This window comes from Brevibacillus sp. 7WMA2 (genome assembly GCF_010748895.1).
Taxonomy (GTDB): domain Bacteria; phylum Bacillota; class Bacilli; order Brevibacillales; family Brevibacillaceae; genus Brevibacillus_B; species Brevibacillus_B halotolerans.
Genome location: NZ_CP048799.1, coordinates 4,472,731 through 4,497,908, shown reverse-complemented (window position 1 = coordinate 4,497,908; position 25,178 = coordinate 4,472,731). Strand labels below are relative to the sequence as shown.

The following is a 25,178-nucleotide window of genomic DNA, read 5'->3' as shown; positions in this document are numbered from 1 at the left end:
GTCCAACAATCTTCCCATTACCTATTGATAAGTCTTACAGAAACCTTAAATTTTTGTAAGGTTTCTTGGTTTATTGATGGGTACTATAACAGAAAAAAGCCTGACTCCCATAAGGAATCAGGCCTTAATAAACTACTCGGGTAAAGCGCATACCTACACAGCTTCGTAAATTTCCTCGTAACGCTTACCGATTTCTTCGTCGTTTAAACCGAATTCTTTCATACGTTTAATCATTACTTGAGCCCAAATGTTTGTGCGTTCAGCAATTTTAGCGAATTTCTTTGCTTCTTTCCCTTTACGCTTAGAGCGCTCTTCGCTGTTTGCCTTTAAGTTATCAAGAATGAAGATCATACGCATGGTATCTTCTTCGCTCAAGTTTTTCCATTCACTATCTAAAAATACCAATACGTCTTTATAATACTTATCAAATTCAAGGAAAGAGATTTCTGTATCCATGTTTAGATATTCTTTCAATTGGTCAAACAATGCATCCATCTTTTTGTAACACTCCCTTAATTGGCTTAAGCACCATTATAACAAAAATGAAGAAGACAGGGAAAGAAAAAAGCACGAATGTTATCAAGTAGTAATTATTTCTAAACAGACGTTTTCGCAAGAATCCCTTTCCAAATATACCCTGATACTCGCTAACTTTCTCTTCTCAGTATCTCTCATTCCTCACCTGGAATACCTGCTCTGCTCGGTTATGCTTGGTGGATTGTTTTTTATTTGTTAGTATAGAAGCTATCGGTTACAATTTCGTGTAGCGTGTATCGTAGTTTCTAAGAAAGAGGTTTGTCTCATGAATAATAGAAGGAACCACCCCAAACAGCACTTTACGAAAAACAACAGGAAATTTACCAGTAAAAATCAGGCTCCAGCCAAACAATATACGGTAAAAGAACCGTCTGAATTACTACCGTTTTTATTACAGCATATTACAAATCTCAGCCGTAATTCCATTAAGTCCCTGTTAACACGTGGTCAGGTATTAGTTAACGATAAAGTTGTGACAACCCATAACCATGTATTGCACCCTGGGCAAACGGTCTGTTTACAGAATAAGAAGGTTTCGGAAACGCCTCCGATGATTGGCATCAAAATTTTATATGAAGATGCTGATGTTATTGTTGTCCAAAAAGAAGCTGGCTTGCTATCAATTGCTTCACCGCAAGAGAAGGAATTAACTGTCTATCGTCAATTAATGGCCTATATTCGTCTTGAGAATCCCCAAAATAGGATTTTCGTTGTGCACCGCCTAGATCGAGACACATCTGGCGTTATGATGTTCGCTAAAAGTGAACGGGTTCAACAGGCACTCCAAAATTCCTGGAAAGACAGTGTCAAGGAACGCTTGTATGTTGCCCTTGTGGAAGGTAACGTGAAAAAGCAAGAGGGAACGATTTCATCCTGGCTAAAAGAAAGTAGTACATTAAAAATGTATTCCAGTCACCGTCCAAATGATGGACAGCATGCTATTACTCACTATAAAGTGCTCCAGTCTGATCGGAATTTCTCCTTGCTGGAAGTCCAACTAGAAACAGGCCGGAAAAATCAAATCCGCGTCCACATGGAAGATATCGGACACCCTATAGTAGGTGACAAGAAATACGGCGCTAAATCTAAGCCAATCGGTCGATTAGGGCTACACGCACGAGTCTTAGCCTTTGTGCATCCTAGTACGGGTGAACTGCTGCGTTTTGAAACAGATATTCCTAAGACTTTTTTTCATCCATTTAAGAAGGAAGTCTAACACGAAAAGTAAGCAAAACCGGTCTAGTTGCTTGACATTCCAATAAGCATTTACATATACTGTAAGTGTATAAAAATCTAACATGATAATGAGGTGTAGAAAAGGATATGATGATTTTATCGACTGTTCTTCTAAGAGATTAGGCTTACTACGGGAGAAGTCTGCCCATTTTTCATAAGCCAATCTGAGGACAGTAGATAAAAAATCTTATTCCTTTCTTACTAACATTATTGGGTAGTGGGTAAGGTATATTCGCCTTACCCATTTTTATGTTCAGCTAATTGAATATTGTTTTTATCATGCTGTTCTCTCGTTGGCTTTCCATGTGAAAGAATAAGGAGAGAATACGTAATGAGCATATTAGCGGTTGAAAATGTTACACAGATGTATGGGGATAACATTATCTTTCAAAATATAAGCTTTCGACTACTTCAAGGAGAGCATGCCGGTCTAGTTGGCAGCAACGGAGCGGGAAAATCAACTCTCCTTCGCATTTTAGCAGGGGAACTCCTCCCTGATTCAGGGACAGTGAAGTGGCTCTCTCATCTCAAAATCGGTTACCTACAGCAGCATATTCATTTACAGGCTGGCACAACCATTTTGCAGTATTTACAAGGAGCTTTTGCCCATCTGTATGAGATAGAAAAAAAGCTACTTCAAGTAACAGAGGAAATGGCTACCCCTAAAGATAATCTTGAACGATTGTTAGCTCGCTATGGTGAGTTGCAAAGTATTTTGGATCACTCTGACTTTTATCAGATAGAAACCAAAATAGAAGAAATTGCTTCTGGACTAGGCATTTATGAGCTTGGTATGGATCGCGATGTGGAAACGCTCAGCGGTGGCCAACGAACAAAGCTTTTGCTAGGAAAGCTTTTATTAGAAGAACCCCATGTTTTGTTACTGGATGAGCCAACAAACTATCTTGATGACGCACATATTGCATGGCTTATCAATTATGTAAAAAGCTATAAGCATGCCTTTCTTGTGGTCTCACATGATCAGCGGTTCCTCAACGAAATCACAACTGCCATCTATCATTTAGAGCATCAGACGATCAAACAATATACAGGTAACTATGATTTTTTCCTAACAAGCTATGCCCAAAATAAACAGCAACTACACAATGCATATGAACGGCAACAAAAAGAAATATCCAGACTAGAGAATTTTATTGAAAAAAATCGTGTTCGCAAGGCTAAACAAGCAAAGAGTCGTGAAAAGGCATTAGAAAAAATAGCTCGAATGGAGAAACCCACCTCCTCCATGCAGCCACGCTTTATGTTTTATATTCATTCGGAGCCAGTTAGCCGGATTTTAGAAGCGCGCAATTTACAAATCGGCTATACAGAGCCTTTATTGGGGCCAATTGATTTACGAGTAACCCGCGGTGAAAAAATCGCAATTGTAGGCTATAACGGTATAGGTAAATCTACCATGCTTCGCACATTGCTAGGGTATCTGCAACCGTTACGTGGTAGTGTACGAATTGGAGAACGAGTAAAACCAGCATATTTTTCACAAGAAGGATCGGCTTCGAATCAAACACCACTTGAGCAAGTGTGGTCATTACGGCCTGATTTAACACAAAAGGAAATAAGACAGGCGCTAGCAAGATCCGGTCTTAGTGAACAGCATATTCGGCAAAAGGTCTGCTTATTGAGCGGTGGAGAACAAGCAAAGGTCAGACTATGCGAGCTTATGCTAACAAACAGCAACATACTCGTGTTAGATGAACCGACGAATCATTTGGATACTGGGGCAAAAGAGGCTTTTAAAGAGGCACTCAAACAATATGAGGGTACAATACTGCTTGTTTCTCATGAGCCTGCGTTTTATGAAGACTGGGTTACGCAAATCTGGCGAGTACAGAATTGGTCCTAAGCGTAAAAGAAAAGGTTTCAACGGGAGTATACCCTCCGTTGAAACCTTTCTTATCATTAAGCTGAACATTGCCAATTATTTGACTTAGATCATTACACGAGACGTTTGCTTCGCTCCATAAAGTAAACGTTCACACTACGTTAATTGCTGAAGAAGATACAGCACTGAGATTAGCTACTATGTACATCTTCAAGTGGCAAAATTTGTACGCTCGTTTGAAGCTTCCCGTTAGGACTTAACTCTCTACTCCCCCTTCTTGCTTTACTACTATCTCACTGGTATCTGCTTGTTGTTGCAACTGCATTTTAAATAAAGGAATCACTACACTGACGGCTATTATGAATAATAGTCCGGAAATTTGATAGCTTGCTTGTAAAGAAACGGCCTCTTTAACCACCCCTGCTAAGCTCATTGTTACGACCATCATTCCTGAAAATAAGGGGCTCAGAACTCCATTTACCCTTCCAACAAATTTTTGCTCAGAGGAAAACAAAATCATGGTATTAATCCCAATTTGAATACAGGGGAAAAATAACCCGTTTACAAATTGAAAGATCAACACAATCCAAAAGCTTTGCGTAAGGCTAATACCACATACGGAAAATGCACTGCTCAAAAGCCCCAATGCAAGTAGTTTTTGTGGTGCAATTTTTTTTGAAAGAGTCATTACCACCGCCCCTCCAAGGAGCATAGCTGCCCCCGTCGTTGTGAACAACCATTGCAAGTTCTCTTTCGGTAATCCTAATTGTTCTACAACTACAAAAATACCTAATGGCTGGATAAGACCTACAGCCAGACCCACTCCTATGAAACACATGCTTAACCGGCGTAAGACAAATTTAGACCATACATACCGTAAACCATCCCCCATTTCTTGGAGCAGGCTTGTTTGACCATGGTTCTGTTCTGGACGCTGATCTTTTGGCAATTGATACAGGACGGCTGCCGATAATAAAAAGGCAATCCCTGTTACTCCAATAGAAATTGTAATGCCGAAGCTTTGATATATCATTGTTCCAATCGCTGGACCAAGAATCATAAAAATTGCTACCAGGGTTTGAAACATAGCCATTCCGGCCTGCATTTGTTCAGCCGGTACATGCTGTTTAAACAGCTTCATGGCAGACGGCTGTGAGAATTGCGATAAAATCGCAGAAAACAATGTAACAAAAAAAATAGCCTTCCACGATCCAAACATCAGCGTTCCCAATACACAAAATACAGAAATGGCACTTAATATGTCGCACCATACCATTGTCCGCTTTGGTCTCCAGCGATCAGCAAATGTCCCGCCAATAAATGAAAAAATAAAGATGGGGGCAAACTCTGCCACTGATATCAAAGAGACGATATACGGGTCATTATTTGTAATCTCCATGACGTAGAGAAGGACAGCAAAATTACGAACCCACGTACCAATCTGTAGAAAAATTCCTGATAAAAGAATAACGCGTATAAACGTATGTGAAAAAATATGCGGTTGTTTTATTGTTTCCACCATATTTCCCCCTATTTTTGAAAGAAAAAAGAGATAGTCACAGTTTGCTATCTCCATTCATCCCCTGTTGAAAATTTTTATTCGTAAAAAGCTACTGGTATAACTACAGAACACCTTCTTCTCTGAAAAAACTTTAAGCGAAAATGTACCCCTATTACTACCTCAAGGGGGACTCCAATTAGCGAAAAATCACACTTCAGCTCCTATTGTGCTGCGCTATGATAACCCGCTTCTCCATAAGGTTGTAGCTTGACTAACCACTTTTCGTACATCTTGTTTAATTCATCAGCAGGGTCAAAATATCCCTCTGTCTTTTCCTTTAGCTCCTCCAAAACCTCAAAAATAAAAGCTTCCTCTCCATATTCATTCCATTCCTGCTGTAGCTGTTTATTTGGATGAGTACCTGTTTTTAATTGAAAGTACCGACCGTTCATCATCTTTAAATTAGGCGTACTTCCTACAAATATTTTTTGATTGCGGATGTTTTTAATTTGATATACTCCTCCCACTGGCTTGGTTTCTTTGTATTGGCGTTTTAATTCCGCTTTTCTGCTTGTAGACATCATAATTTTCCTTTCTGTGTAAGATATGGCTGTCAGAAATGTCTTCACCTAAAATCAAACATGTTTTTTATTTGTTTATATAATAATAGACATTAGATGTTTTTGTCTATAACTAAATGTGATTATTGATTTATGTTCCCCATTCTTTCTTTTCATTCATCTCCTTTTTCATTAGCTTACTGTTGTCATAGCAAGTTAATCGTCTACTAGCGGGGAAAAACACTTTGCTTCTCCCTTTATTGGTAAATTTCGTTTTCTCCTTACCTACAGAGGAGCTATAATGGTGGGGATGGACAGAATATCACCTAATGGAACAGGAGGTAGCAAATGAAGCCGATTGTAGAAATTGCAAATCACGTAGGTATTACTGAGGATGATCTGGAGCTGTATGGGAAATACAAGGCTAAGCTATCATTAGATGCATGGGAAAAACGAAAGGATCAAGCAGATGGAAAATTAGTGTTAGTGACTGCCATGAACCCTACACCTGCTGGAGAAGGTAAAACACTGACAACTATTGGACTCTCTCAGGCACTAAATCATATTGGTAAAAAAACAATAGCCGCCTTACGCGAGCCTTCACTAGGGCCATGCATGGGGATGAAAGGCGGAGCTACAGGCAGTGGCAATGCTCAAATACTACCCGCAGAAGAAATCAATCTACATTTTACAGGCGATATTCATGCCATTACAGCAGCGCATAATTTATTATCCGCCCTTATTGATAATCACCTTTTTCAACATAATTCATTACGACTTAATCCAAGCAAAATCGTCTGGAAACGAGCACTCGATATGAACGATCGTTCACTCCGACATATTGTAGTTGGATTAGGCGATACGAATGGCGTAGTTCGTGAAGACGGCTTTATGATCACTACAGCATCAGAGATCATGGCCATCCTTTGTTTAAGCGAAAGTTTGGAAGATTTAAAAGAACGTCTGGGTCAGATCATTATCGGTTATGACCTGGATGATAACCCAGTAACAGCTAAGCAATTAGAAGCTATCGATGCTATGACTGTTCTTTTAAAAGAAGCAATCAAGCCTAACTTCGTACAAACCACTGAAGGAACTCCTGTCATTGTGCATGGTGGGCCTTTTGCCAATATCGCTCACGGCTGCAGCAGTGTAATTGGTACCAAACTTGCTCTGAAGCTAGCCGATTATGTAGTAACAGAAGCTGGATTTGGCGCTGATCTTGGTGCTGAAAAATTCTTTGATATCAAATGCAGGAAAGCTGGCCTCACACCTCAGGCTGCTGTACTAGTCATTACTGTAAAAGCAATTAAATATAACGGAGGTGTAACAAAAGACGAGCTGCAAAAAGTCAACCTGCCTGCTTTGGAAGCCGGTTTTGCTAACGTGCAGCGTCACATCGAGAACTTACAAAAATTTGGTGTGCCTGTGGTAGCAGCGATTAATCATTTTGCAACAGATTTTCCTGAAGAGGTCGCTTTTGTCAAAGAAAAATGTCAGACTCTCGGTATCGAAGTGGCAGTCTCAAATGTGTGGGCAGATGGTGGTGCTGGCGGTGTGGAACTTGCTGAGAAGCTAGTTAGGGTGCTGGAGGAAGCTCCTTCTCACTATAAGCCACTGTACGACTTAAACAACCCCATAACAGATAAAATCAAAACGATTGTGACCGAAATCTATCGTGGCTCTGATGTTTCCTTTTCACCAGCAGCCATGAAAACGTTAGGTAAAATTGAAGAGTTAGGGTTGTCAGACTTGCCTATTTGCATGGCTAAAACACCTTATTCCTTCTCAGATCAAGCCAGCTTATTAGGAGCTCCTGCGGATTTCGTAGTGAATGTAAGTGAAATTCGTCTCTCGGCCGGCGCTGGATTTATCGTGGTTCTTACGGGAAATGTGTTGACCATGCCAGGATTGCCAAAAGTACCTGCTGCTCAGCATATTCGCTTAGATAAGAATGGACAAGTAACAGGACTAATGTAGTATGTAGATAAGCACTCGCCCCTTTACGTAGACGATAAGAATAACTTATCTAGTTACGTAAAGGGGGATTTTCCTATAAAGAATCAAGAACACCCTAATTGATATTGATACTATTACTTCCAAACATATCTTTTAGCTTCGATTTTGCCTCTACAAATTTGGGTGAATGGACCACATCGGTGTCCCCCTCCTGCTGATCTTGATGAGTCATAATAATATCCAATACATAAGAATATATGGTAAGCTCATCAGGGGTTAAATTATTAATCCCATATTTACCTATATAATCAAGAATAAATTGTGATTCTTCAGAGTTTGTGCCGGTATTGTAGCTGATCTTTTTATCTAACATATTGTAAATCGCTATGGATTCATCCCAAAATAACCGATCTACACTAGCTGGCTTACTTGTGCCATTTGCGGGTATCGTAAAATTAACTACAGCAATTGTAGCTACTCCCATCACTCCTAAAATGAGAAGGACAATAAGACACCCCATCACTGGCGACATTTTAAGCCGTTTTCCACAATGTGGGCAAATCTCAGCCTTTACTGCAATCTGCTTTTGGCAAACCTTACAGCTAGTAAGTAGCTGTTTCTCTTCCGCTTTCTGTAATTGATTTTGTCTAAACATCAAAAAAACAAGTAAGCCAATTAGTACAATAAAAACGGTTATAAATCCCATAATTACAGCAATAGACAAGCATAGCACTCCATTCCTAATAAGATGTCAAGATTGGCAAACAGTACTTTTCTCTCTTGTTAGCTGGCTGAAGCTATTAGTCTTGGGATAAAAATATCGTTTCTTTTTTACTAGATAGGAATACAATCCAAGTTTATTAAAATGGATCATACATTTATTCTGTATTTTCACAAAAATATGTATAAACAAGAAAATTATATCATGTCAGGTTAGGAGTTTCACTATTGCTTGTTGTAATTCATCATGAGAACTTCAGTAATAGGTCCAATTATAGTTAATAAGCTACTACACCATGTTATGGATACTGCAAACAGCTAGATCAGTTTGAAATCGGCGACGATACCATCTCATAGATTAAAAACAAGGGTTTTCTCGGCTCAATAGTTTGTAAAAGGACTATATACAATGGAAGCGGCCACTCTTACAATTGTGACCGCTAGTGTTGGTTTTATTTTCAAAAAACTCAGAAATTTATTAAGCTTCCAGTAGCACCTTTTGCTCAGGTTGCTCCAGTGTTGCTAGTAACACCTTTTGCTCCTGCACCAGTTTGTAATAATAATACGATGCCATCAACAACTATATCTAAAGTTGATGCAGAAGGAATCTTATTAATAAGAACCAATGCTTCAGTGCCGTTACAGGTACAACGGAAATTGTTTCGTAGATAGTAGTCCAGTTACAATGTTTGTAATAATGCGATGCTATCAACTACTATATCTTCAGTTGCTGGAGAAGGAACATTATTAATAAGAACCACTGCATCAATCGCCGTTAGAGGTACAATTGAAGTTGTTTCGTAAATGGTAATCCAATTTTTATTATTCGTGTTATCAGGAAGATGATCAAACGGAATTGTCGTACTCAAACCGATACTAACAGGGAGAGCAACTATATTTAAATAAATGATTGTAATATCTACCTGAGGGCTTGGCAACCCCCCTGTTTTTGCGATTGATAGAAAAAATTCAAAACTCTCTCCGGGTACTACAGGTACTAATTGAGTTAAAAGACTACTAGTCGTACCTCCAAGTAATTGTGCAGAAAAATTACCTGTGTGACTGTGCAGGTTAGTAATGGATACATTTGAAGAACCCCATGGGGTAAGGGTTCCCGTTTCAAAATCTCCATTTACAATTCTATTGATAAAGGACATATAAATCACCACTTTCATAATAAGTATTATTGGTGCTATTGCATTATATGGTGATTTTCTATTTTTGAAAGGGCATGTACCATCAGATAAAAACACATATTTTGAATGGAATAGATTATTATTGTCTGACGACGCACAAAAATTATGTAATAATTATAAAGAATCAAATTTATGTCGTAAAAATAATAACGCAAACTTGATTCTTACCTGCGTATTTAAAAGCAAGAAGGAAAAGGGTGAATAATTACAGAATTCCACATTAGTAAAGGAGGACTTTTGGATCTTTTGGAATGAAACTGAATGAGGTGATCTTTCTTTACTATCAACATCACTCACTAAGTATCGCCATTAGTTGGTTCTACCGTTTCAGCAAACCCTTGGTGATAGGTAAAGAATCCACTCAAAATGTATCTCTTAAAGAGAATGTAACAATCTGATAATGTTAGGAGTAGGAGATCACGCAGATGAAACCGATGTACGTCGCTCTATTACTTTTTACAAGCTTTCTCTGGAGTGGCAATTTTGTAGTGGGTAAATTTTTGGTAAACCATGCATCCTCCATGACCTTAACCAATTTACGCTATATGATTGCCGTTATTGTATTAATTCCTGTAGTCTACCTAGTGGAAAAACGCCTCCTACCACCTCGCAGGGCGATCTTACCGCTCATCCTGATGGGAGCTACTGGCGTGGTCTTATTTAATTTATTTATGTTCTGGGCCCTAGAGCGTACTGCTGCAACAAATGTCGGCTTACTCTCTACACTTAATCCCATCTCAATTGCTATCTTTTCTTTTCTTTTATTGCGTGAGAAAATGAAGGCTTTACAGATAGGCTCAATGATTCTGTGCTTTACAGGGGTCCTACTGGTACTATCTAAGGGAGATTGGCATGCCCTGTTGTCACTTCGCTTTAATTCTGGAGACCTTTTGATGTTAGCCGCTGTAGCTACCTGGGGGCTTTATTCTGTAGCGGGGAGATGGGCTATGCGCGATGTTTCTGCACTAATGTCCACTTTGTATTCTGGATTCTTCGGGGTCTTGATGCTGTTGCCCTTCAATTTCAGTAGCTTTACAATCACTAATCTTAACGCTGAGTTTATTTGGGGCACATTGTATATCAGTGTATTTGCAACTGTTATTAGCATGGTGCTTTGGAACATGGGGGTTAAGCAGCTTGGCGGGACTACAGCAGGGATGTTTCTTAATTTTAATCCCATTTTTACAGCGTTATTAGCCTTATTGCTGTTAGATGAGCAGATGACCTGGACTCAGGTATATGGGAGTTTAATTGTCATTCTAGGGTGTTTTTCCTTCACACGCTTTCAAAATATTTCCTTACCCTTAAAAAAGCTTACCAAATCTGAAAGGTAATTCACAAGATTATATAGATCGCCGTCAGTAATCACATACTTCTGCAAAAAAAGACCTCCCCTTTTTTAACAAAAGGAAGGTCTTTTTTACCTTGTCACTCAGGATTAGCATTATCGCTGGTGATGAATTTATTCATTATTCACCTGTGACAACGCAAAATCAACTGCTTTTTCCGCGTGTATCCGCGTAGTATCAAATAATGGAACAGTCGCATCCTCTGCGTTCACTAACAAGGTAATTTCCGTACACCCAAGGATAATCCCCTCTGCTCCCACTTTCACTAGGGAATCCATAATTTCCCGATAAGCTTGACGTGATGCGCTGGTAATGATCCCTTTACAAAGCTCGTCAAAAATCACCTGATGAACAATCTCTCGCTCTTTCTCCTCTGGTACAATAATTTCGATGCCGTGATCTTTCATCTTTTCAATAAAAAAGTCCTGTTCCATCGTAAATTTCGTACCCAGCAATCCTATTTTCCGCAGCTTTTGTTCCCGAATCTTTTCTGCTGTGGCATCTGCGATATGTAAAAAGGGAATGGTAACGGAAGCAGAAATTTGTTTGGCAATTTTATGCATAGTATTGGTACAAACTAGCAAACATTCTGCCCCAGCCTTCTCAAGATGCTGTGCCGCTTGACCTAATATAGCCGCAGCATCGTCCCAACGTCCTTCTTTTTGACACTGAACAATCTCTTCAAAATTAACTGAGTATACAACACATTTGGCTGACGCAAGAGCTCCGACTCGTTGATTCACCATCTGATTGATGTGCTTATAGTATTCAGTAGTAGATTCCCAGCTCATACCGCCTAACAGACCGATTGTTTTCATGCTGTATCCTCCTTCTTCCCCGTTTTTGATAGATTTTGACAAGTTTATCATGAAGCCCTGAGACTGACAAGATAATGAAGACAGCACAAAGCACGAACTGTACCAAAACAAGCCTGTTTACATAGAAAAAAGCAAGATCATGAAAGGCAGGAATCGCCCTTTTATTGATCTTGCTTTTTTTGATTAGCGCTCTTCTTCTACTTGCTCTGCTTTTTTCGGCAGTAGAATCGTTACAAACATCCCAATAATCGCTGTTACAAATAGAGCATGGAAAACTTTGATTAAACCGGTTTCCATATGTCCTTGTAATAGATACATATTAAATACAGCACCAAACATCGTAATCCCTACAGTTTGTCCCATCGTTCTCATGAATTGTACGGAACTAGTCGCGACACCACGTTGGCGCCAGACGACGCTACTTTGTACTGCAATTGTGATAGCAGTCATTGTCAGCCCAAAGCCCAGTCCCAGAATAAACATTAAGAAGCCAATATAGAACACAGATGTTGCTGGCGTAAGGAATGATAGGAGAAGTTGACCAATCAAAAAGAAAACTCCACCAATTGCCACCAGCCATTTATATCCCAAGCGACTGTAATAACGTCCACCTACAGAAGCTGCTAACGGCCAGCCAAGCGATAATGGCAGAACGACAATCCCCGCAAGCGTTGCAGATAAGCCGACAATATTGATAAGCCAGTTGGGCATATAAACAGATACACCAATTAATAAAGCTCCATGTAACACGGAAATAGCCTGCGAAGTTGCAATTAAACGACGCTTAAATAAGGATAATGGAAGCATCGGTTCTGGTGTGCGTCTTTCAATAGCAAGAAAGATGCAAAATAGAACAAGGCTGACGATCAGTAAGGATATGGTTGTAGCATTAAAAGTAATCCCTTGTCCCTCACCCTCTGCTAAGAGTGTGTACAGGAACGAAACTAAACTGCCAGTGAAGAATAATGCTCCCCAATAATCGATATGAACCGTTTTAGGAGTAAGCTCTTCCTTGAAATATTTTGAAATCATAAAGATGCTAACAAGTCCAATTGGAATATTAATATAAAAAATCCATTCCCAAGCCACATAATCTACGAAAAAACCGCCAATTACAGGCCCTACGATTGCCGCTACTCCCCATACCGCACTAAATAATCCCATCAATTTAGCACGTTCTTCCTGTGTGAACAAATCGCCAATAATTGTCATAGTGATCGGTTGAACAGCTCCAGCTCCCAAGCCCTGAATACCTCGGTATAGCATGAGCTGTGTCATAGAGCCAGACAAGCCGCATAAAAATGAACCTGTTAAAAAAACAGTCGTACCAAATAAGAAGATTTTTTTTCGTCCAAACAAATCAGCTAGCTTTCCATAAATAGGTGTCGTAACAGCCGTTGTTAGTAAATAGATGGAAAACACCCAGGAAATGAGGGTTGTTTGTCCCAAATCATTTGCGATGGCAGGCATTGCCGTTGTTACTACAGTCGTATCAATGGCTGTTAAAAATGTCGTTACCATCAAAGCGGTCAGGATGCTTCTTTTAGAACGTACCATATTCGTACTCCTTTTTCTTCCTAAACGTAATTGCTATTTTCTATACATAATAGTTGATTATGTTTCACAAAAAGACAATTGTCAATCGTTTCTTTCCAGCTCACTCCCCTCCTTTGTTTTCATATGAAAAGAAATAACCCCCCGATAGCGGAGGGTAAACAGCACACAAATATTATTCCCCAAAAGGAATCAAATTTGTAGCAGCAACTACTTAGGGTATCAATTCTTCTTTTTGTATAGAAAGAAATAACTCTTTTAACTCATTCGGCAATTCAACCGCACGCCGTTTAGTCTGATCAATCATCACCATTGTAACAAGGCCATCTGCGACCAAACCCTTCTTCTCATGATGCAGTTCGTGCTTGATGACAAAGCTCCGTTTGCCTACGTTAACCAAGGTAGTGTGAATCGTAATCTCATCACCCATGACAAGCTCACTTCGATAATTGACATTCATATTCACAACTACCGGGAAAATATGCCGTCTCTGTAGCTCCTCTATAGTATATCCCTCAGTGATTAACCAGTCAAAGCGAGCCCATTCCATATATTCCAAATATTTGGCGTTGTTCACATGACCAATAAAATCAACTTCTGTAGAACGAACCGTAAAAGCAAAGGTATGTGCCATGTCTGTAGCCTCCTTATTTTCCCTTTTTTTGATTATATACGATTCTTGTAGAGCTTGAACATTTTTCTTTTTTGCTTGCGTGAAATTTCAAAAATTATCTCATATAATAAAGGACAAGGCTATGTATCCATACGTTAAGGAAGGGTGTGTCCCATGATTGTTCAAGAATTAGCACCACAATACCATGCTACTCATCAAAAGCGTTATCTAGCTTTATTGCAGGGAATCAGTGAGGAACATCTATCGTGGAAACTTCCTCCTGCCACTAATTCGATCGGGTTTCTTATCAGGCACATCGCTGAGGTAGAGTATGCTTTTTCTCAGATGTTTTTTAACCAAACACCTGCTAAGGAAGAAGGCATCTTTACCTTAGGCAAGGTTACAGACACAGGAGTCTGGGTTAACCTAAACGATTTGATGGATTACACGGAACGCGCTAGCCAATTCCTCTTGCAATCAATGGAATTATTACCCGAAGAAAGCTGGGATCAACCAGTCGAATCTCGCATTGGTGTCATGACCCCGCGTGATGCCTTTGGTCTATTACTTTATCATAAAGGATATCACGCTGGTCAAATTGGCTGGATAAAAAAATACGGAGCGCAAGCCTAATATGAGTCTATCCTTTTATCAGGATCAATTGCTGATCAATTCATTAGAGCAACAGGAACTACCTCGTGCCGTTGAAATATATAACAGGAATCCGAACTATAATGTACTTACAAACGGAGAACCTACATTAACTCTCGCTGAACTAAGCCGAGAATATGAGGACGCAAACCAATATCCAACCGGTCATTGGCTAGCTATTCGGTATGAAGATAAAATCATTGGCATCTCGCATATTCTGTTGGAAAATCCAAACGACCAAAAACCTTGGATTGGTTTATTACTGATAGATTCCAGCTATCAGGGCAAGGGATACGGGAAAAAAGCCTATCTAATGCTAGAAGAGTATTTTCGTTCATTGGATAAAAAGACCGTACATATCGGTGTCATCACCTCCAATCAACGCGCATTAGATTTTTGGGGAAAATTAGGTTTCGAACAGTATCGGCAGGTGACTGCTTCAGTAGGGAAGCTGACCCAGCCAGTCTTATGCATGGCAAAATTTCTATAACAAAATGAAAAACCGACTTATCCTGTTTGAGGAGAGGCCGGTTTTTCATCTATGATTCATTTTCTAGCAAGGGGTATGCACATAGCCTACACATCCTATGCTGAAATAGAAATAGAAAGGATGCAACCTAAGCATCCTTCTTTTTATTTATTTACGAAGTTTGATTACCGTTTCACGTAATTGTTCCGTATCAATCGGTAATACTTCCACTTCATCTAAATTTTTCACTTTGTTAATTAATTCATTTACAGACTGATCCGGGATGTCACGTCCTCTAATTTGACGTAGAAAATCAAGTTGAGAAAAGGTTCTCCATAATACGAACAAGCGTTGACCAGTAAGCTCCATTTCGTTTCTCTCCCCACAACTAGAATAATTATAATTATACTACATTTATACCCCATTTTTCCTGCTTTAAAAAACTTCAATTTTCTTATAAAAAATTGGTTTATGTATCTTCTGATCATTTTACCTCAGAAGCTTATGAACCATGTTAACCAACAGCGATTCAGCCATCGTGAACAACCAACCTTATTATATCGCACTCCTCCAGGATTTGTTAATAGCTCCCGGTAATCCATCAAAAGATGTGATATAAGCATAGCAAAATTGATAACTGACTTCATGTGCCATCTACTGGAAGATATGTATCTGCATTATTCAACACGCGAAGATAAAACAAGCCAAGCTTCCATACATAGACACAGGTTAAATTGTACCCGCTTTCATCTCTATGCATAAACTTGGCTTTTACATCATATTACAACCCTATAGTTATCATGCCTTGCGTAATTAACGACTAAATAGACCCTTGATTACAAATGCTACATTGGCTGGACGCTCCGCCAAACGACGCATGAAATATCCATACCAATCATTACCATACGGAACGTACACACGCATTTTATAGCCCTCTTTTGCCAAATCTAGCTGGGACTGTGGGCGGATACCATACAGCATTTGAAATTCAAATTGATCCCGCGAAAAACCCATCTCCTTTTCTAATTGCTTCACATAGGCAATAATGGCATCATCATGTGTGGCAATCGCTGCATAATTACCATTTTGGAGATGCTGCTTAATAATTTTCTTGTAATTCTCATCAACATCTACTTTTGCTGGATACGCTACCTCTGGTGATTCCTTGTAAGCACCCTTTACCAAACGTAGGTTACCTTTTTTATCTTTCACACTCTCCACATCATTCTCTGATTTATAGAGGTATGCTTGAATAACAGTGCCAACATTATCATAATCCTCTAATAGTTCATGCAGGATTTCCAAGGTCACTTGATTATGAGCATAGTCCTCCATATCAATGCGCACAAAAATATTCCCACATTGCTTGGCTGTATCTAAAATTCGGCGCATGTTGCCAACACATAAGTCACGGCTAATATCCAAGCCCAGTTGTGTCATTTTAAGCGAAAGATTACAGTCCACTTTAGATTCATAAATGGCTTCTATCGTTTTCATGCAATAATCAGCGGATTCATTAGCCTCTTCTACGCTAAACACAAACTCTCCAAGATGATCCAGCGTGCAAACCAGCCCTTTTTGATTTAATTCACGGACACCACGAATGGCTTCTGCGATTGTTTCTCCCGCCACCACTCGTTTGGCACCAAAACGAAGCCCCCATTTCTTTGCCGCTTTATTTAATCCCTGATTTTTAGAAAGGAATAAGAAAAAGTTCTTTAAGATTTGTTCCATCATTACATCCCCCTCAAGCTGCTTTACCAGTACATTTACTTTCTGCTTTATATACCAAGCAAGCATCGTGCCAATCGAGCGAGTTCGGGAAAAATCTCATAAAATCGTCAATTTCTAACCTTTCTGGTGTCCCGTCGTATGAAAACACATAGTATTTTGACATTTATGTACACTTTTGTTCAAAATCATGTACACTAATGATTAAAGAGTGTCCTTTTTGTGAAAGTATCAATCATAATGTCAAACAGCACAGGTGATCTCATGAAATCCTTCTTCTCGTTACAAATGAAGGTAACCGCTTGTATGCTACCGCTTTCTTTCTCTGAGGATGTGACAAGTCAATCTAACACTGCTGGGGATGTCATGCATTCTTACTTGCCTGAATATTGCGCCATTCCTAGTTCACATACGCTATGGCAGGCCTTTTTATGTGCATCTAGCTTTCTTTCGCAATCAACAGCTCCAGCTTTCCACTCAAAGCTACTTGTGTTGGATTCCGTAGACGGCAAGCCTCTTGGCTATCTGCCCTTTTGGCAATTATTTGAGATCATTGGCACTGTCGCCAGCAATCAAGAAGCTCTCCTTCATACTTTATTGTCGACTATGAGCGAGGCGACCACCATTGTAGACTCTTTTAATCAGGTTGTTTATTGGAATCCAGCAGCTGAAAAGATGTATCAAATCAACAAAGAAGATGTTGTGGGCACTTCGTTGGATAACCATTTTGCTAGCGAATCTATTCGCTTAAAGATTGCATTATCAGAGGGATCGGCTGTCCAAAGGCTCTACCATATCCCGCGTCCTAATCAACACGTTTTGATTAACTCAGCCCCAATCATTCAATCATCAGAGATTATTGGAGCCATCTCCATTGAGCAGGACATTACTGAATTAGTCAAACTGCATGAGGAATTAACGAATACAACAGAGCATTTACACAATTTGCAGCAGGAAATGACTCGTTACCAAGCTCCCACTGATCCATTTTTCCCTATCAAGGGACATTCGCCTGCTTTACAAACAGCTATGCAGACAGCCCGAAAGGTCGCCGTAACCGATGCTACTGTCCTTATATATGGAGAAAGCGGAGTGGGTAAGGAACTATTTGCTCAGGCTATTCATCAGGTAAGTAAACGGAGTAAAAAATCTTTTGTAGCCATTAACTGCGCAGCCATTCCTGCCGCCTTATTTGAAAGCGAGCTTTTTGGCTATCAGGGGGGAGCTTTTACGGGAGCCGAACGAAAAGGGAAACCTGGCAAGATTGAGCTGGCTCATGAAGGTACGCTTTTTTTAGACGAGATTGGGGAATTACCTCTAGAATTGCAAGCGAAGTTATTACGTGCCCTACAGGAGCGACAATTCTATCGTGTCGGTGGAACAGAACCGATTTATGTGAATACACGAATCATTGCGGCTACAAACAAAAACCTAGAAAAAATGGTGGCAGAGGGACGTTTTCGTGAGGATTTATATTATCGATTAAATGTTTTTTCTTTAGAGCTTCCGTCGTTACGGGAACGTTCAGAGGATATTTTAGAATTGGTTCCGATTTTCCTGCATGAATATTCTCTTGCTAATAATCAAGCAGTGCCCCGCATTATGCCAGATGTGATGCAAGCGCTCCTTGACTATCATTGGCCCGGAAACATTCGTCAGCTCCGCAACATCATTGAGCGTTTATCCATTTTACAAGAAAATGGAGTCATTACTTGGGAGCATCTTCCTGCCGCATTAAAGAACGCTCACGAACGTAATTCGGATCATCCGGCCAAATCCAGTAGCTCATCAGCTACAGAGCTGTCTTCAGCCTATATAGCAGCCACTGTATCTCCTTCTGCCAGCAGCCAGACTACCTCTGAGATCTATGGCTTACACAACGAATATGTACCAGCTCGGTTGGAAAAGGGGAGCGATATGGAAAAAACAAAAATATTACAGGCATTAGAACGCACTTATGGAAATAAGAAAGCGGCCGCGGAGCTACTAGGAATGTCACGCGGTACGCTTTATAACAAAATGAGAAGGTATGGACTTGTAGAGGAATCAATCAAACAATAACATTACACTTACACTAAGACACATTGATGTCTCGTATGTTTCGTTTCATACTCTTCCTGTTTTGTGGCAAAAGGTGACGTTGTAGGATCACAGCGCCTATCCTTGAAAAGGGCTAGCATGCTACCACAAAGTAAAAGCGAGGCTTGGCACCAACGCTACCAAGCCTCCTCCTAAAAGTGGAAGCAATTGTCCAAACGACGCTATTTATCGACCATAAGCTTTGATTCTGGTTGTAAAATAAAAATTTGCAGAATGGCAACAAGGCTATCCTTTTACATGTGGGCTACATACGAATCCGAGCATTTCGCAAAAAGTAAGACCCGATGGCTGCTAAAATCCCTAAAGAAATAAAACCGGCGTAATACGTGAATAAATCTTTTTCAATTACAGTTGAGGCAAAAAGTCCACCAAGTAAGGCAAAGCACAGAATAGCTCCCCCGTAAAACACAGGCTCTAACGCTGGAAACATAATAACCTTGCCATTATTCTCTAATCGATTGCGCTGATATAAGAAAATACCGATTCCTAATGTAACAAGCAAATGCAAAATCGGAATCAAAAAAGGTGACGATAGCTTTCCAAACATGTTTACTACTACTACTGGACTTGTCAACAAGATAAGATTGATTGGAAATAAGTCAAAGTTCAATTCGATGCCAAAATTCATTTGTAAAAACCCGTTAGTTAAGAAGGCAATTCCAACAGGAAAGATACTAAAGATTAGGGACAGCATGGCTTGAACCATTGTTCCCCCCGCTAAGGTTCCAATCATCAGGACAAAGCTATAAAAAGCGATGAGAGCTAATGATGACTGAAGTAAAGGATAAAGATGCTCCTTCAAAATGAAGAATTCTTGGAATGGAGAAACCAGGATAACGATCATATCAATTAAAGTATTCAATACTAAACTAATAACAATCGTTGATGCCCCTAGCATCCATTTGGTCAAATATATATCTCTGCGTGAAAAAGGCATAGAGAAAGTAAAATCGTTTACTAGGCTTCTTCTCTCCGACCCCATCAATGTCAAAGCAATCAACAACAGTACTGGAAAGCTAGCAAATAGATAGTTTGAATTATTAGTAGCAAAGTAAAAAAACTCTGCTCCTTCTTTTTTTAATCGAGCTACATTCATGATAACCTGGTTTTCAGTTAGAAATAAGGTATTCTGCATACGGGTGAAGCCCATACACAGAAAGGTAATAAACGGTAACAACCATATCATTGATTTACTCTGTTTCCATTCCTTTAGCCATAATGCTTTATGAAACATAATCGTCACCACCTAGCTTGGTAATAAATAAATCTTCTAAATCAACTGGTAATTTTTCTAATAAAAGTGGTTGTTCCTCTTGTAATCGAGCTAATGCTGAGCCTGTTGGATCCTCCAGTAATAAGGTATGTACACGCCCTACCTGCTGAAGAAGATATACCTGCGGCAGGTCAAGCAATGTCTGTGGAGCTTCTCCTTTAAAAACCACCTGAAACTTCTTAAATCTCTCTTCAGTATCTGTTTGCGAAGTGGTCGCTTCAACACTTCCTTTTTTGATCATGATAATCATGTCAGCTATTCTTTCTAGCTCTTCAAGTTGGTGCGAAGAAATGATAAAGCTTACTTCACGTTGGGCAACTTCTTCAACAATCATGCCTAGTACCTGTTTTTTGACTATCGGATCAATTCCGTTTGTCGGTTCATCTAGTATAATCATGGATACCTTTGAGGAGAATGCTAAAATAAGTGACGCCAGAGCTTTCATTCCTTTAGAAAATTGACGAATTTTTTTTCGTCTTGGAAGCTTAAAGCGCTCCATCAGCGTTACATAGTGAGCATAATCAAAGTTAGGGTACATAGCTTTGTACAGCTTAGCGCATTCATCAGGTGTATAAAAATGCAACGCTTCTGGAGAATCTGGAACAAAAAGCATGTCTTTTTTACACTCCGGGTGCTGGTGGATAGAGCGACCATCCAGATCCACACTTCCCCCATCCGTATCCAAAATTCCCATGATCGTACGCAGCAAGGTTGTTTTACCCGACCCATTACGACCTACAAGACCTACAATCACACCCCTAGGTATCTCAAAGCTAATGTTATGTAATATCTCTTCCTCATCAATTACTTTACTTACATTATATAAACTAAGCATTTGAATCACCTCGTAATTCTAACATGTACTTCTCAACCCACTCTTGTACTTGCTGTGTGCTAATCCCTAGGTAACTTGCTTCAATAACGATTTGTTTTAAGGATGCCTGGAATTTATCCAAACGCTCTGTTTCCATCCGAGGAACCTGTTGCTTAGCGACGAAAGTTCCTTTTCCACGCAACGTCTCGATAATTCCTTGCCTTTCCAATTCCTGATATGCCTTACTCACTGTATTTGGATTAACAACAATCATGCCGGACAGTTCTCGTACCGATGGCAATTTTTCTCCCTCCTGTAATATACCTTTTAGAATCAACTCTTTTATCTGCTGAATGATCTGTTCATAAATGGGCGAAGGACTTCGTTCATTAATCAGAATCATGATAATCAACCACCTCTTACAGTTCGGTGTGTACTATATCATATAGTACACTTAATACACTACTTCTTTTTGTGATTGGTGTCAATACCCTTCACAACTACAGCCCAAAAGCACAGTCACATAGTACATCTCTTTTTTTTCTTGCATGTCAAAAAAAGCCCTTACCAACCTAATAAGATTGGCAAAGGCTTATGAAGATAGGTTGTGTTTGGGAAATACTACTGTTACCGACACTTCCAAATTCAGAAAATGTAAAACAAACCGAAAAAATAAGGTATAATAGGAACACCGTCAACAAAGGAGGTATTCCCTAATGAATCAATATAAATTGGTGACTTTTTTCCTTGCAGTGTTAGTTGCCTTCTGCTTGGTAGGAGTAGGTGTCTTTATTGGACTGAAAAGCGCACTTGGTATCATTGGCTGCTTGGTATTGGCAACCTGTTTGATGGGGTTCGGATTTTCTTATAAAAAGAAACATCTTCGTCCATAAATTATGTTTCCTTCCGGCGAATAAATAGGCTGTTTACGTAAAATAAAAAAGAAGTAAAACTGCTTGCCTTTTTTAATAAACGCTTGGAAATCGTATAAATTTGCGGCTGTTGCCGATTCACTTTCTGATCAGCCAAATAAAAGGCAAGTAGCCCGTCAACGATCATGCGGTGAAACGCAGGATGAGGCAATTGATCAATGCTTTGTTTGGCTCGTTCAATAAAGTATTGCAGCCGCTCATACGCTTCTTCATCAGATTGATAATAACTGACAAAGTTTAAATCCCCACCTTCTCGATCCTCTTCTAAATCAATCAGGTAATCTAGCAAAATATGTACGCCGCCTATCCAAGGAAAATAGGCATGATGTAATGCTTCTATTTCCTTAGGATCAACCGCAGGCTCTGTTGCCAAGCAAAACAATGCAAAAATACCAATGGTCGAGCCAGTCGCCGCAGCAAACTCCTGCCATTCTATCTCTGGATAGCTTTCCTTATACTGATCCCACCATGTTAATAAGGCTTCTTCCCGTTTCTCTAAAGCGATATGTTTATATACCTGCAAATCGCTATACAGCGTAGATAAATTCACAATATGCTGCTGAACATCTTTATAGGAAGGTAGCTTTCGGACCATTTCTTGACATCGCAAAACTAATGCATTCAAAAAGCCGCCGTCATCCTTTTCCTCACGAAATTCATAGTAATCCCTTAGCGGTGCATCAGGAGTTAGTGCATCCTGCATGGAGTAATGTAGCTGACGAAAATCAATTGGATCAAGTGACGTACTACGATCACACAAATTATCTAGATAATCACTGATAGTCTGATAAGCTACGATTAGCTTGACCAGTGTTTCTTTATAAGCCATAACCTGAGAAGCATAAACAGAACCACCCTGACAATGAAATTTCTTGGTATCCATGCTAGCTATGGCTTGTTTTCGAAGCTCCCTATCCGGGATTTCTTTCGCTCGTTCATACCAATAAGCGAACTCTTGCTCAAGCAAGGGCAAAATATAGCGATAGACGCGATAAAGTAACTGCCAAGGCTTATGAATCGGTTTCGCTTGCAAGCTAAAGTTCCTCCTTTGGTTTTTTGCTATAAAACATCTTAACATATCTCTGGAGGAAAAATCTGCTTTATCCCCTTGTGTAACCAATTTGATATATCTTTAATACGAGGCTTCCTAAGATTTTACAGCCTTCAATCCATAGGCTCCTTGGCTATCCATCATTCGCATTTACTTACATATAGATGAAATGGTCTTCTTCATGTACTTGTGCATCACCTCAACCAGTGGATACTTTCCATTATGGATGCACCAATCAAAAATAATCCCTCTTGATAGCATAATTAAATATTCAAGTATTTCTTCCTCTTTTAAATCCATGGTTAATTCTTGTCTAACTCGCCCCTGACTGATAATTTCCTGAAGCTTTGTCCAAGTAGAAGAAGGTTTCAAAGTAAACAGTCGATTATTTCCATGATAAAGCTGCTTATTAATGTGCAATCCCAGCTCAGATGTATGCTTGGCTAATTGAACAAAAAAATGTAAGAGCCGATCTTTTGTTGGCTCTTGTTTTTCGTCAGCTTGTATATCAAGAGCAAAGCGTTTATCAATTTCCTGAAATAAGCAAAGATAAATCTCTTCCTTGGAACTAAAGTAATAATAAAATGTTCCCACTGATACACTTGCTTTCTTACTAATTTCCTCGATGGAGATACTCTCATAATCTTTTTCTTTTATCAAATCCAGAGCTACATGATAAATTGTGCGTTTTGTTTCTATGGCTTTTTCTTGTCGCTTGGTTAATTTTCTTTCCGGCATCGTATTTATTCTCCTAATTAACATGTACGTATTGGAAGAGGACATATACTCCGCGTTGAAAAAGATGCGCCACTTCCTAGAGAATATTGTATCAATTTTTTCCAGTAGACAGCACACAATCTCTTAAAGTAAAAAATTTACATTTTATCCTCCTTGATTTATACTTACCTTATAAACTGAATGATATTCAGTGAATGATATTCAGTTTAATTATTTTCGACATCTTTAAAGGAGGAAAGAGTATCATGAATGACATGAAACAATCTTTTATCATGATTCCTAGCAATTATTTTAGAGATGAAGAAGTTCAACTAGATCCTTATCATCCTTTTTTGTGGTACGAAAAAATGAGGCACCAATCCCCTGTTTTCTATAATGAAAAAGCAGACATGTGGAACGTCTTTCTCTATCACGATGTCAAACGGGTACTGGAAGACAAACAAAATTTTTCTAGCGTTTTGCCCCCAAAAAGAGCATCTCCATTTAATCGAAGTGTGATTGGCATGGATCAGCCTATGCACACAGATATTCGTTCTATTGTTATGCATTCTTTTACCCCGAAAATGATGAAAGCGTGGGCCCCACGTATTGAAGAAATCACGAAGCAGCTTCTGGAAAATGTGCAAGACCAACAAGAATTTGATCTAGTACGAGATTTCTCTTACCCGCTACCTGTCATTGTAATTGCCGAGATGCTGGGGGTTCCTTCATCAGAGATGTCGAAGTTTAAGGAATGGTCAGATATTGTGGTAAGTTCCCCAGATAACGATGACCCAGATCATTTGACGCAATTCCTATCTGTTCGTACAAAAGCTGATCAGGAGTTAACAAGCTTTTTTACAGAAATTGTTGAACATAAACGAAAAAGCCCTCATCCAGAATCAGATATTATCTCTATTCTTATCCAGGCAGAAAGCGAAGAAAGCAAAATTTCCATTGATGAACTTGTCGCTTTTTGTAAATTGTTATTGGTAGCAGGAAATGAGACGACAACAAACTTTATTTCTAATACCATGTATAGTCTATTGGAGAGTCCCGGAGCTTATAGACAAATTCAGCAAGATTTATCCCTGATTCCCCAAGCTTTAGAGGAATCATTACGCTACCGTTCTCCAGCGCAACGAGTCGTCAGAAGAGTAGGGGAGGATGTACAAATTGGGCCCCATCTGCTTAAAAAAGATCAGATTATCATTGCTTGGATAGGGTCAGCTAACCGGGATGAGACAGTATTCGAGCATGCTTCTACTTTTGATATCAGTCGAAGGGTAAATCCTCATCTTGCCTTTGGACAGGGCATACATTTTTGCTTAGGTGCGCCTTTAGCAAGATTAGAAGCAAAAATTTCTTTGACAGAATTATTTAAAAATATCAAGCATATTTCCTTTCACAAGAACAATCAGCCGGTGCCTATTGCAAATAGCACTACCATATACGGTTTAAAAAGCTTTCCTGTTAGCGTTGACTGATCGCTCTATTTGTAGCTCCCCAAGCCTTTCAAACATGCTAAAACCCTCCACAGGGAGGGTTTTACTT

Annotated in this window: 24 protein-coding genes; 9 read left to right on the top strand and 15 right to left on the bottom strand. The window is 39.5% G+C overall.

The window, feature by feature from the left end; genetic code table 11:
• Window positions 1-153: 153 nt before the first annotated feature.
• Complete coding sequence (locus GOP56_RS19415) at window positions 154-495, bottom strand: hypothetical protein (protein WP_003335453.1); 342 nt, start codon at window positions 493-495, stop codon at window positions 154-156.
• Window positions 496-802: 307 nt separating this feature from the next.
• On the opposite strand from GOP56_RS19415, the gene GOP56_RS19410 reads away from it, so the two are divergent.
• Window positions 803-1,753: an RluA family pseudouridine synthase gene (locus GOP56_RS19410; RefSeq protein ID WP_163246335.1), complete on the top strand. Its 951-nt coding sequence runs from the start codon at window positions 803-805 to the stop codon at window positions 1,751-1,753.
• A 351-nt stretch (window positions 1,754-2,104) separates the two neighbouring features.
• Complete coding sequence (locus GOP56_RS19405) at window positions 2,105-3,637, top strand: ABC-F family ATP-binding cassette domain-containing protein (RefSeq protein WP_163246334.1); 1,533 nt, start codon at window positions 2,105-2,107, stop codon at window positions 3,635-3,637.
• Window positions 3,638-3,872: 235 nt separating this feature from the next.
• Here the strand turns inward: GOP56_RS19405 and GOP56_RS19400 are convergent, their stop codons facing one another.
• Both GOP56_RS19400 and GOP56_RS19395 read right to left on the bottom strand, forming a co-directional pair.
• Window positions 3,873-5,138 carry an MFS transporter gene (locus GOP56_RS19400; protein ID WP_174250691.1) on the bottom strand — a complete coding sequence of 422 codons (1,266 nt, stop codon included), beginning with the start codon at window positions 5,136-5,138 and terminating at the stop codon, window positions 3,873-3,875.
• 200 nt (window positions 5,139-5,338) lie between these two features.
• Window positions 5,339-5,701 (bottom strand): GIY-YIG nuclease family protein, encoded by a 363-nt coding sequence (locus GOP56_RS19395; protein ID WP_163246333.1) that lies wholly within the window; start codon window positions 5,699-5,701, stop codon window positions 5,339-5,341.
• A 324-nt stretch (window positions 5,702-6,025) separates the two neighbouring features.
• Between GOP56_RS19395 and GOP56_RS19390 the strand changes: the two genes are divergently transcribed.
• The gene (locus GOP56_RS19390; RefSeq protein ID WP_163246332.1) at window positions 6,026-7,657 is read left to right on the top strand and encodes a formate--tetrahydrofolate ligase; all 1,632 of its coding nucleotides are present in this window, start codon (window positions 6,026-6,028) and stop codon (window positions 7,655-7,657) included.
• Between the two features lie 94 nt (window positions 7,658-7,751).
• Here the strand turns inward: GOP56_RS19390 and GOP56_RS19385 are convergent, their stop codons facing one another.
• Together GOP56_RS19385 and GOP56_RS19380 are read right to left on the bottom strand one after the other, a co-directional pair.
• Entirely contained in the window at window positions 7,752-8,369 is a 618-nt protein-coding gene (locus GOP56_RS19385; RefSeq protein ID WP_254068466.1) for a zinc ribbon domain-containing protein, read from the bottom strand.
• Window positions 8,370-9,036: 667 nt separating this feature from the next.
• A complete protein-coding gene (locus tag GOP56_RS19380) occupies window positions 9,037-9,513 on the bottom strand; it encodes an NTTRR-F1 domain (protein WP_163246331.1) in 477 nt (158 codons plus the stop codon).
• 464 nt (window positions 9,514-9,977) lie between these two features.
• On the opposite strand from GOP56_RS19380, the gene GOP56_RS19375 reads away from it, so the two are divergent.
• Window positions 9,978-10,886 (top strand): DMT family transporter, encoded by a 909-nt coding sequence (locus tag GOP56_RS19375; RefSeq protein WP_035318909.1) that lies wholly within the window; start codon window positions 9,978-9,980, stop codon window positions 10,884-10,886.
• A 128-nt stretch (window positions 10,887-11,014) separates the two neighbouring features.
• On the opposite strand, the gene GOP56_RS19370 is transcribed toward GOP56_RS19375, so the two are convergent.
• From GOP56_RS19370 to GOP56_RS19360, 3 genes are all read right to left on the bottom strand, one after another.
• Window positions 11,015-11,719 (bottom strand): aspartate/glutamate racemase family protein, encoded by a 705-nt coding sequence (locus GOP56_RS19370; RefSeq protein WP_163246330.1) that lies wholly within the window; start codon window positions 11,717-11,719, stop codon window positions 11,015-11,017.
• Between the two features lie 183 nt (window positions 11,720-11,902).
• Window positions 11,903-13,276: an MDR family MFS transporter gene (locus GOP56_RS19365; protein ID WP_003344045.1), complete on the bottom strand. Its 1,374-nt coding sequence runs from the start codon at window positions 13,274-13,276 to the stop codon at window positions 11,903-11,905.
• 211 nt (window positions 13,277-13,487) lie between these two features.
• The gene (locus tag GOP56_RS19360) at window positions 13,488-13,907 is read right to left on the bottom strand and encodes an acyl-CoA thioesterase (RefSeq protein ID WP_003335466.1); all 420 of its coding nucleotides are present in this window, start codon (window positions 13,905-13,907) and stop codon (window positions 13,488-13,490) included.
• Window positions 13,908-14,060: 153 nt separating this feature from the next.
• Here GOP56_RS19360 and GOP56_RS19355 point away from each other — a divergent pair, with 153 nt between their 5' ends.
• Both GOP56_RS19355 and GOP56_RS19350 read left to right on the top strand, forming a co-directional pair.
• A complete protein-coding gene (locus GOP56_RS19355) occupies window positions 14,061-14,519 on the top strand; it encodes a DinB family protein (RefSeq protein WP_003335467.1) in 459 nt (152 codons plus the stop codon).
• Between the two features lies 1 nt (window position 14,520).
• Complete coding sequence (locus GOP56_RS19350; RefSeq protein ID WP_163246329.1) at window positions 14,521-15,027, top strand: GNAT family N-acetyltransferase; 507 nt, start codon at window positions 14,521-14,523, stop codon at window positions 15,025-15,027.
• A gap of 147 nt (window positions 15,028-15,174) precedes the next feature.
• Here GOP56_RS19350 and GOP56_RS19345 read toward each other — a convergent pair whose 3' ends face one another.
• Entirely contained in the window at window positions 15,175-15,375 is a 201-nt protein-coding gene (locus GOP56_RS19345; RefSeq protein WP_003335469.1) for a hypothetical protein, read from the bottom strand.
• Between the two features lie 444 nt (window positions 15,376-15,819).
• Window positions 15,820-16,740: a proline dehydrogenase family protein gene (locus GOP56_RS19340; RefSeq protein ID WP_163246886.1), complete on the bottom strand. Its 921-nt coding sequence runs from the start codon at window positions 16,738-16,740 to the stop codon at window positions 15,820-15,822.
• A gap of 261 nt (window positions 16,741-17,001) precedes the next feature.
• Between GOP56_RS19340 and GOP56_RS19335 the strand changes: the two genes are divergently transcribed.
• Window positions 17,002-18,798: a sigma-54 interaction domain-containing protein gene (locus GOP56_RS19335; RefSeq protein ID WP_163246885.1), complete on the top strand. Its 1,797-nt coding sequence runs from the start codon at window positions 17,002-17,004 to the stop codon at window positions 18,796-18,798.
• A 283-nt stretch (window positions 18,799-19,081) separates the two neighbouring features.
• On the opposite strand, the gene GOP56_RS19330 is transcribed toward GOP56_RS19335, so the two are convergent.
• From GOP56_RS19330 to GOP56_RS19320, 3 genes are read right to left on the bottom strand one after another with little or no spacing between them, the layout of a single operon-like run.
• Entirely contained in the window at window positions 19,082-20,071 is a 990-nt protein-coding gene (locus GOP56_RS19330) for an ABC-2 transporter permease (protein WP_163246328.1), read from the bottom strand.
• The gene (locus GOP56_RS19325; protein WP_096887970.1) at window positions 20,061-20,945 is read right to left on the bottom strand and encodes an ATP-binding cassette domain-containing protein; all 885 of its coding nucleotides are present in this window, start codon (window positions 20,943-20,945) and stop codon (window positions 20,061-20,063) included. The genes GOP56_RS19330 and GOP56_RS19325 overlap by 11 nt, the downstream gene beginning before the upstream one ends.
• Window positions 20,938-21,327, bottom strand: a complete 390-nt coding sequence (locus tag GOP56_RS19320) for a GntR family transcriptional regulator (protein ID WP_101667428.1) — start codon at window positions 21,325-21,327, stop codon at window positions 20,938-20,940. The genes GOP56_RS19325 and GOP56_RS19320 overlap by 8 nt, the downstream gene beginning before the upstream one ends.
• Window positions 21,328-21,640: 313 nt before the next feature.
• Between GOP56_RS19320 and GOP56_RS19315 the strand changes: the two genes are divergently transcribed.
• The gene (locus GOP56_RS19315; protein WP_003335475.1) at window positions 21,641-21,817 is read left to right on the top strand and encodes a DUF5325 family protein; all 177 of its coding nucleotides are present in this window, start codon (window positions 21,641-21,643) and stop codon (window positions 21,815-21,817) included.
• A gap of 1 nt (window position 21,818) precedes the next feature.
• Here GOP56_RS19315 and GOP56_RS19310 read toward each other — a convergent pair whose 3' ends face one another.
• Complete coding sequence (locus GOP56_RS19310; protein WP_003344035.1) at window positions 21,819-22,889, bottom strand: tetraprenyl-beta-curcumene synthase family protein; 1,071 nt, start codon at window positions 22,887-22,889, stop codon at window positions 21,819-21,821.
• A gap of 168 nt (window positions 22,890-23,057) precedes the next feature.
• Entirely contained in the window at window positions 23,058-23,645 is a 588-nt protein-coding gene (locus GOP56_RS19305) for a TetR/AcrR family transcriptional regulator (protein WP_163246327.1), read from the bottom strand.
• Window positions 23,646-23,890: 245 nt separating this feature from the next.
• Between GOP56_RS19305 and GOP56_RS19300 the strand changes: the two genes are divergently transcribed.
• On the top strand, window positions 23,891-25,111 hold the full coding sequence (locus GOP56_RS19300) for a cytochrome P450 (protein ID WP_163246326.1): 1,221 nt from the start codon (window positions 23,891-23,893) through the stop codon (window positions 25,109-25,111).
• Window positions 25,112-25,178: the final 67 nt, after the last annotated feature.

What these genes read in the sequence shown, in the direction of transcription:
- GOP56_RS19405 (WP_163246334.1), top strand. Translation starts at nt 2,105, where the DNA reads ATGAGCATATTAGCGGTTGAAAATGTTACACAGATGTATGGGGATAAC.
- GOP56_RS19365 (WP_003344045.1), bottom strand. Translation starts at nt 13,276, where the DNA reads ATGGTACGTTCTAAAAGAAGCATCCTGACCGCTTTGATGGTAACGACA.
- GOP56_RS19335 (WP_163246885.1), top strand. Translation starts at nt 17,002, where the DNA reads ATGAAATCCTTCTTCTCGTTACAAATGAAGGTAACCGCTTGTATGCTA.
- GOP56_RS19400 (WP_174250691.1), bottom strand. Translation starts at nt 5,138, where the DNA reads ATGGTGGAAACAATAAAACAACCGCATATTTTTTCACATACGTTTATA.
- GOP56_RS19390 (WP_163246332.1), top strand. Translation starts at nt 6,026, where the DNA reads ATGAAGCCGATTGTAGAAATTGCAAATCACGTAGGTATTACTGAGGAT.
- GOP56_RS19375 (WP_035318909.1), top strand. Translation starts at nt 9,978, where the DNA reads ATGAAACCGATGTACGTCGCTCTATTACTTTTTACAAGCTTTCTCTGG.
- GOP56_RS19380 (WP_163246331.1), bottom strand. Translation starts at nt 9,513, where the DNA reads ATGTCCTTTATCAATAGAATTGTAAATGGAGATTTTGAAACGGGAACC.
- GOP56_RS19345 (WP_003335469.1), bottom strand. Translation starts at nt 15,375, where the DNA reads ATGGAGCTTACTGGTCAACGCTTGTTCGTATTATGGAGAACCTTTTCT.
- GOP56_RS19370 (WP_163246330.1), bottom strand. Translation starts at nt 11,719, where the DNA reads ATGAAAACAATCGGTCTGTTAGGCGGTATGAGCTGGGAATCTACTACT.
- GOP56_RS19320 (WP_101667428.1), bottom strand. Translation starts at nt 21,327, where the DNA reads ATGATTCTGATTAATGAACGAAGTCCTTCGCCCATTTATGAACAGATC.
- GOP56_RS19340 (WP_163246886.1), bottom strand. Translation starts at nt 16,740, where the DNA reads ATGGAACAAATCTTAAAGAACTTTTTCTTATTCCTTTCTAAAAATCAG.
- GOP56_RS19415 (WP_003335453.1), bottom strand. Translation starts at nt 495, where the DNA reads ATGGATGCATTGTTTGACCAATTGAAAGAATATCTAAACATGGATACA.
- GOP56_RS19410 (WP_163246335.1), top strand. Translation starts at nt 803, where the DNA reads ATGAATAATAGAAGGAACCACCCCAAACAGCACTTTACGAAAAACAAC.
- GOP56_RS19350 (WP_163246329.1), top strand. Translation starts at nt 14,521, where the DNA reads ATGAGTCTATCCTTTTATCAGGATCAATTGCTGATCAATTCATTAGAG.
- GOP56_RS19325 (WP_096887970.1), bottom strand. Translation starts at nt 20,945, where the DNA reads ATGCTTAGTTTATATAATGTAAGTAAAGTAATTGATGAGGAAGAGATA.
- GOP56_RS19305 (WP_163246327.1), bottom strand. Translation starts at nt 23,645, where the DNA reads ATGCCGGAAAGAAAATTAACCAAGCGACAAGAAAAAGCCATAGAAACA.
- GOP56_RS19330 (WP_163246328.1), bottom strand. Translation starts at nt 20,071, where the DNA reads ATGTTTCATAAAGCATTATGGCTAAAGGAATGGAAACAGAGTAAATCA.
- GOP56_RS19360 (WP_003335466.1), bottom strand. Translation starts at nt 13,907, where the DNA reads ATGGCACATACCTTTGCTTTTACGGTTCGTTCTACAGAAGTTGATTTT.
- GOP56_RS19300 (WP_163246326.1), top strand. Translation starts at nt 23,891, where the DNA reads ATGAATGACATGAAACAATCTTTTATCATGATTCCTAGCAATTATTTT.
- GOP56_RS19395 (WP_163246333.1), bottom strand. Translation starts at nt 5,701, where the DNA reads ATGATGTCTACAAGCAGAAAAGCGGAATTAAAACGCCAATACAAAGAA.
- GOP56_RS19315 (WP_003335475.1), top strand. Translation starts at nt 21,641, where the DNA reads ATGAATCAATATAAATTGGTGACTTTTTTCCTTGCAGTGTTAGTTGCC.
- GOP56_RS19355 (WP_003335467.1), top strand. Translation starts at nt 14,061, where the DNA reads ATGATTGTTCAAGAATTAGCACCACAATACCATGCTACTCATCAAAAG.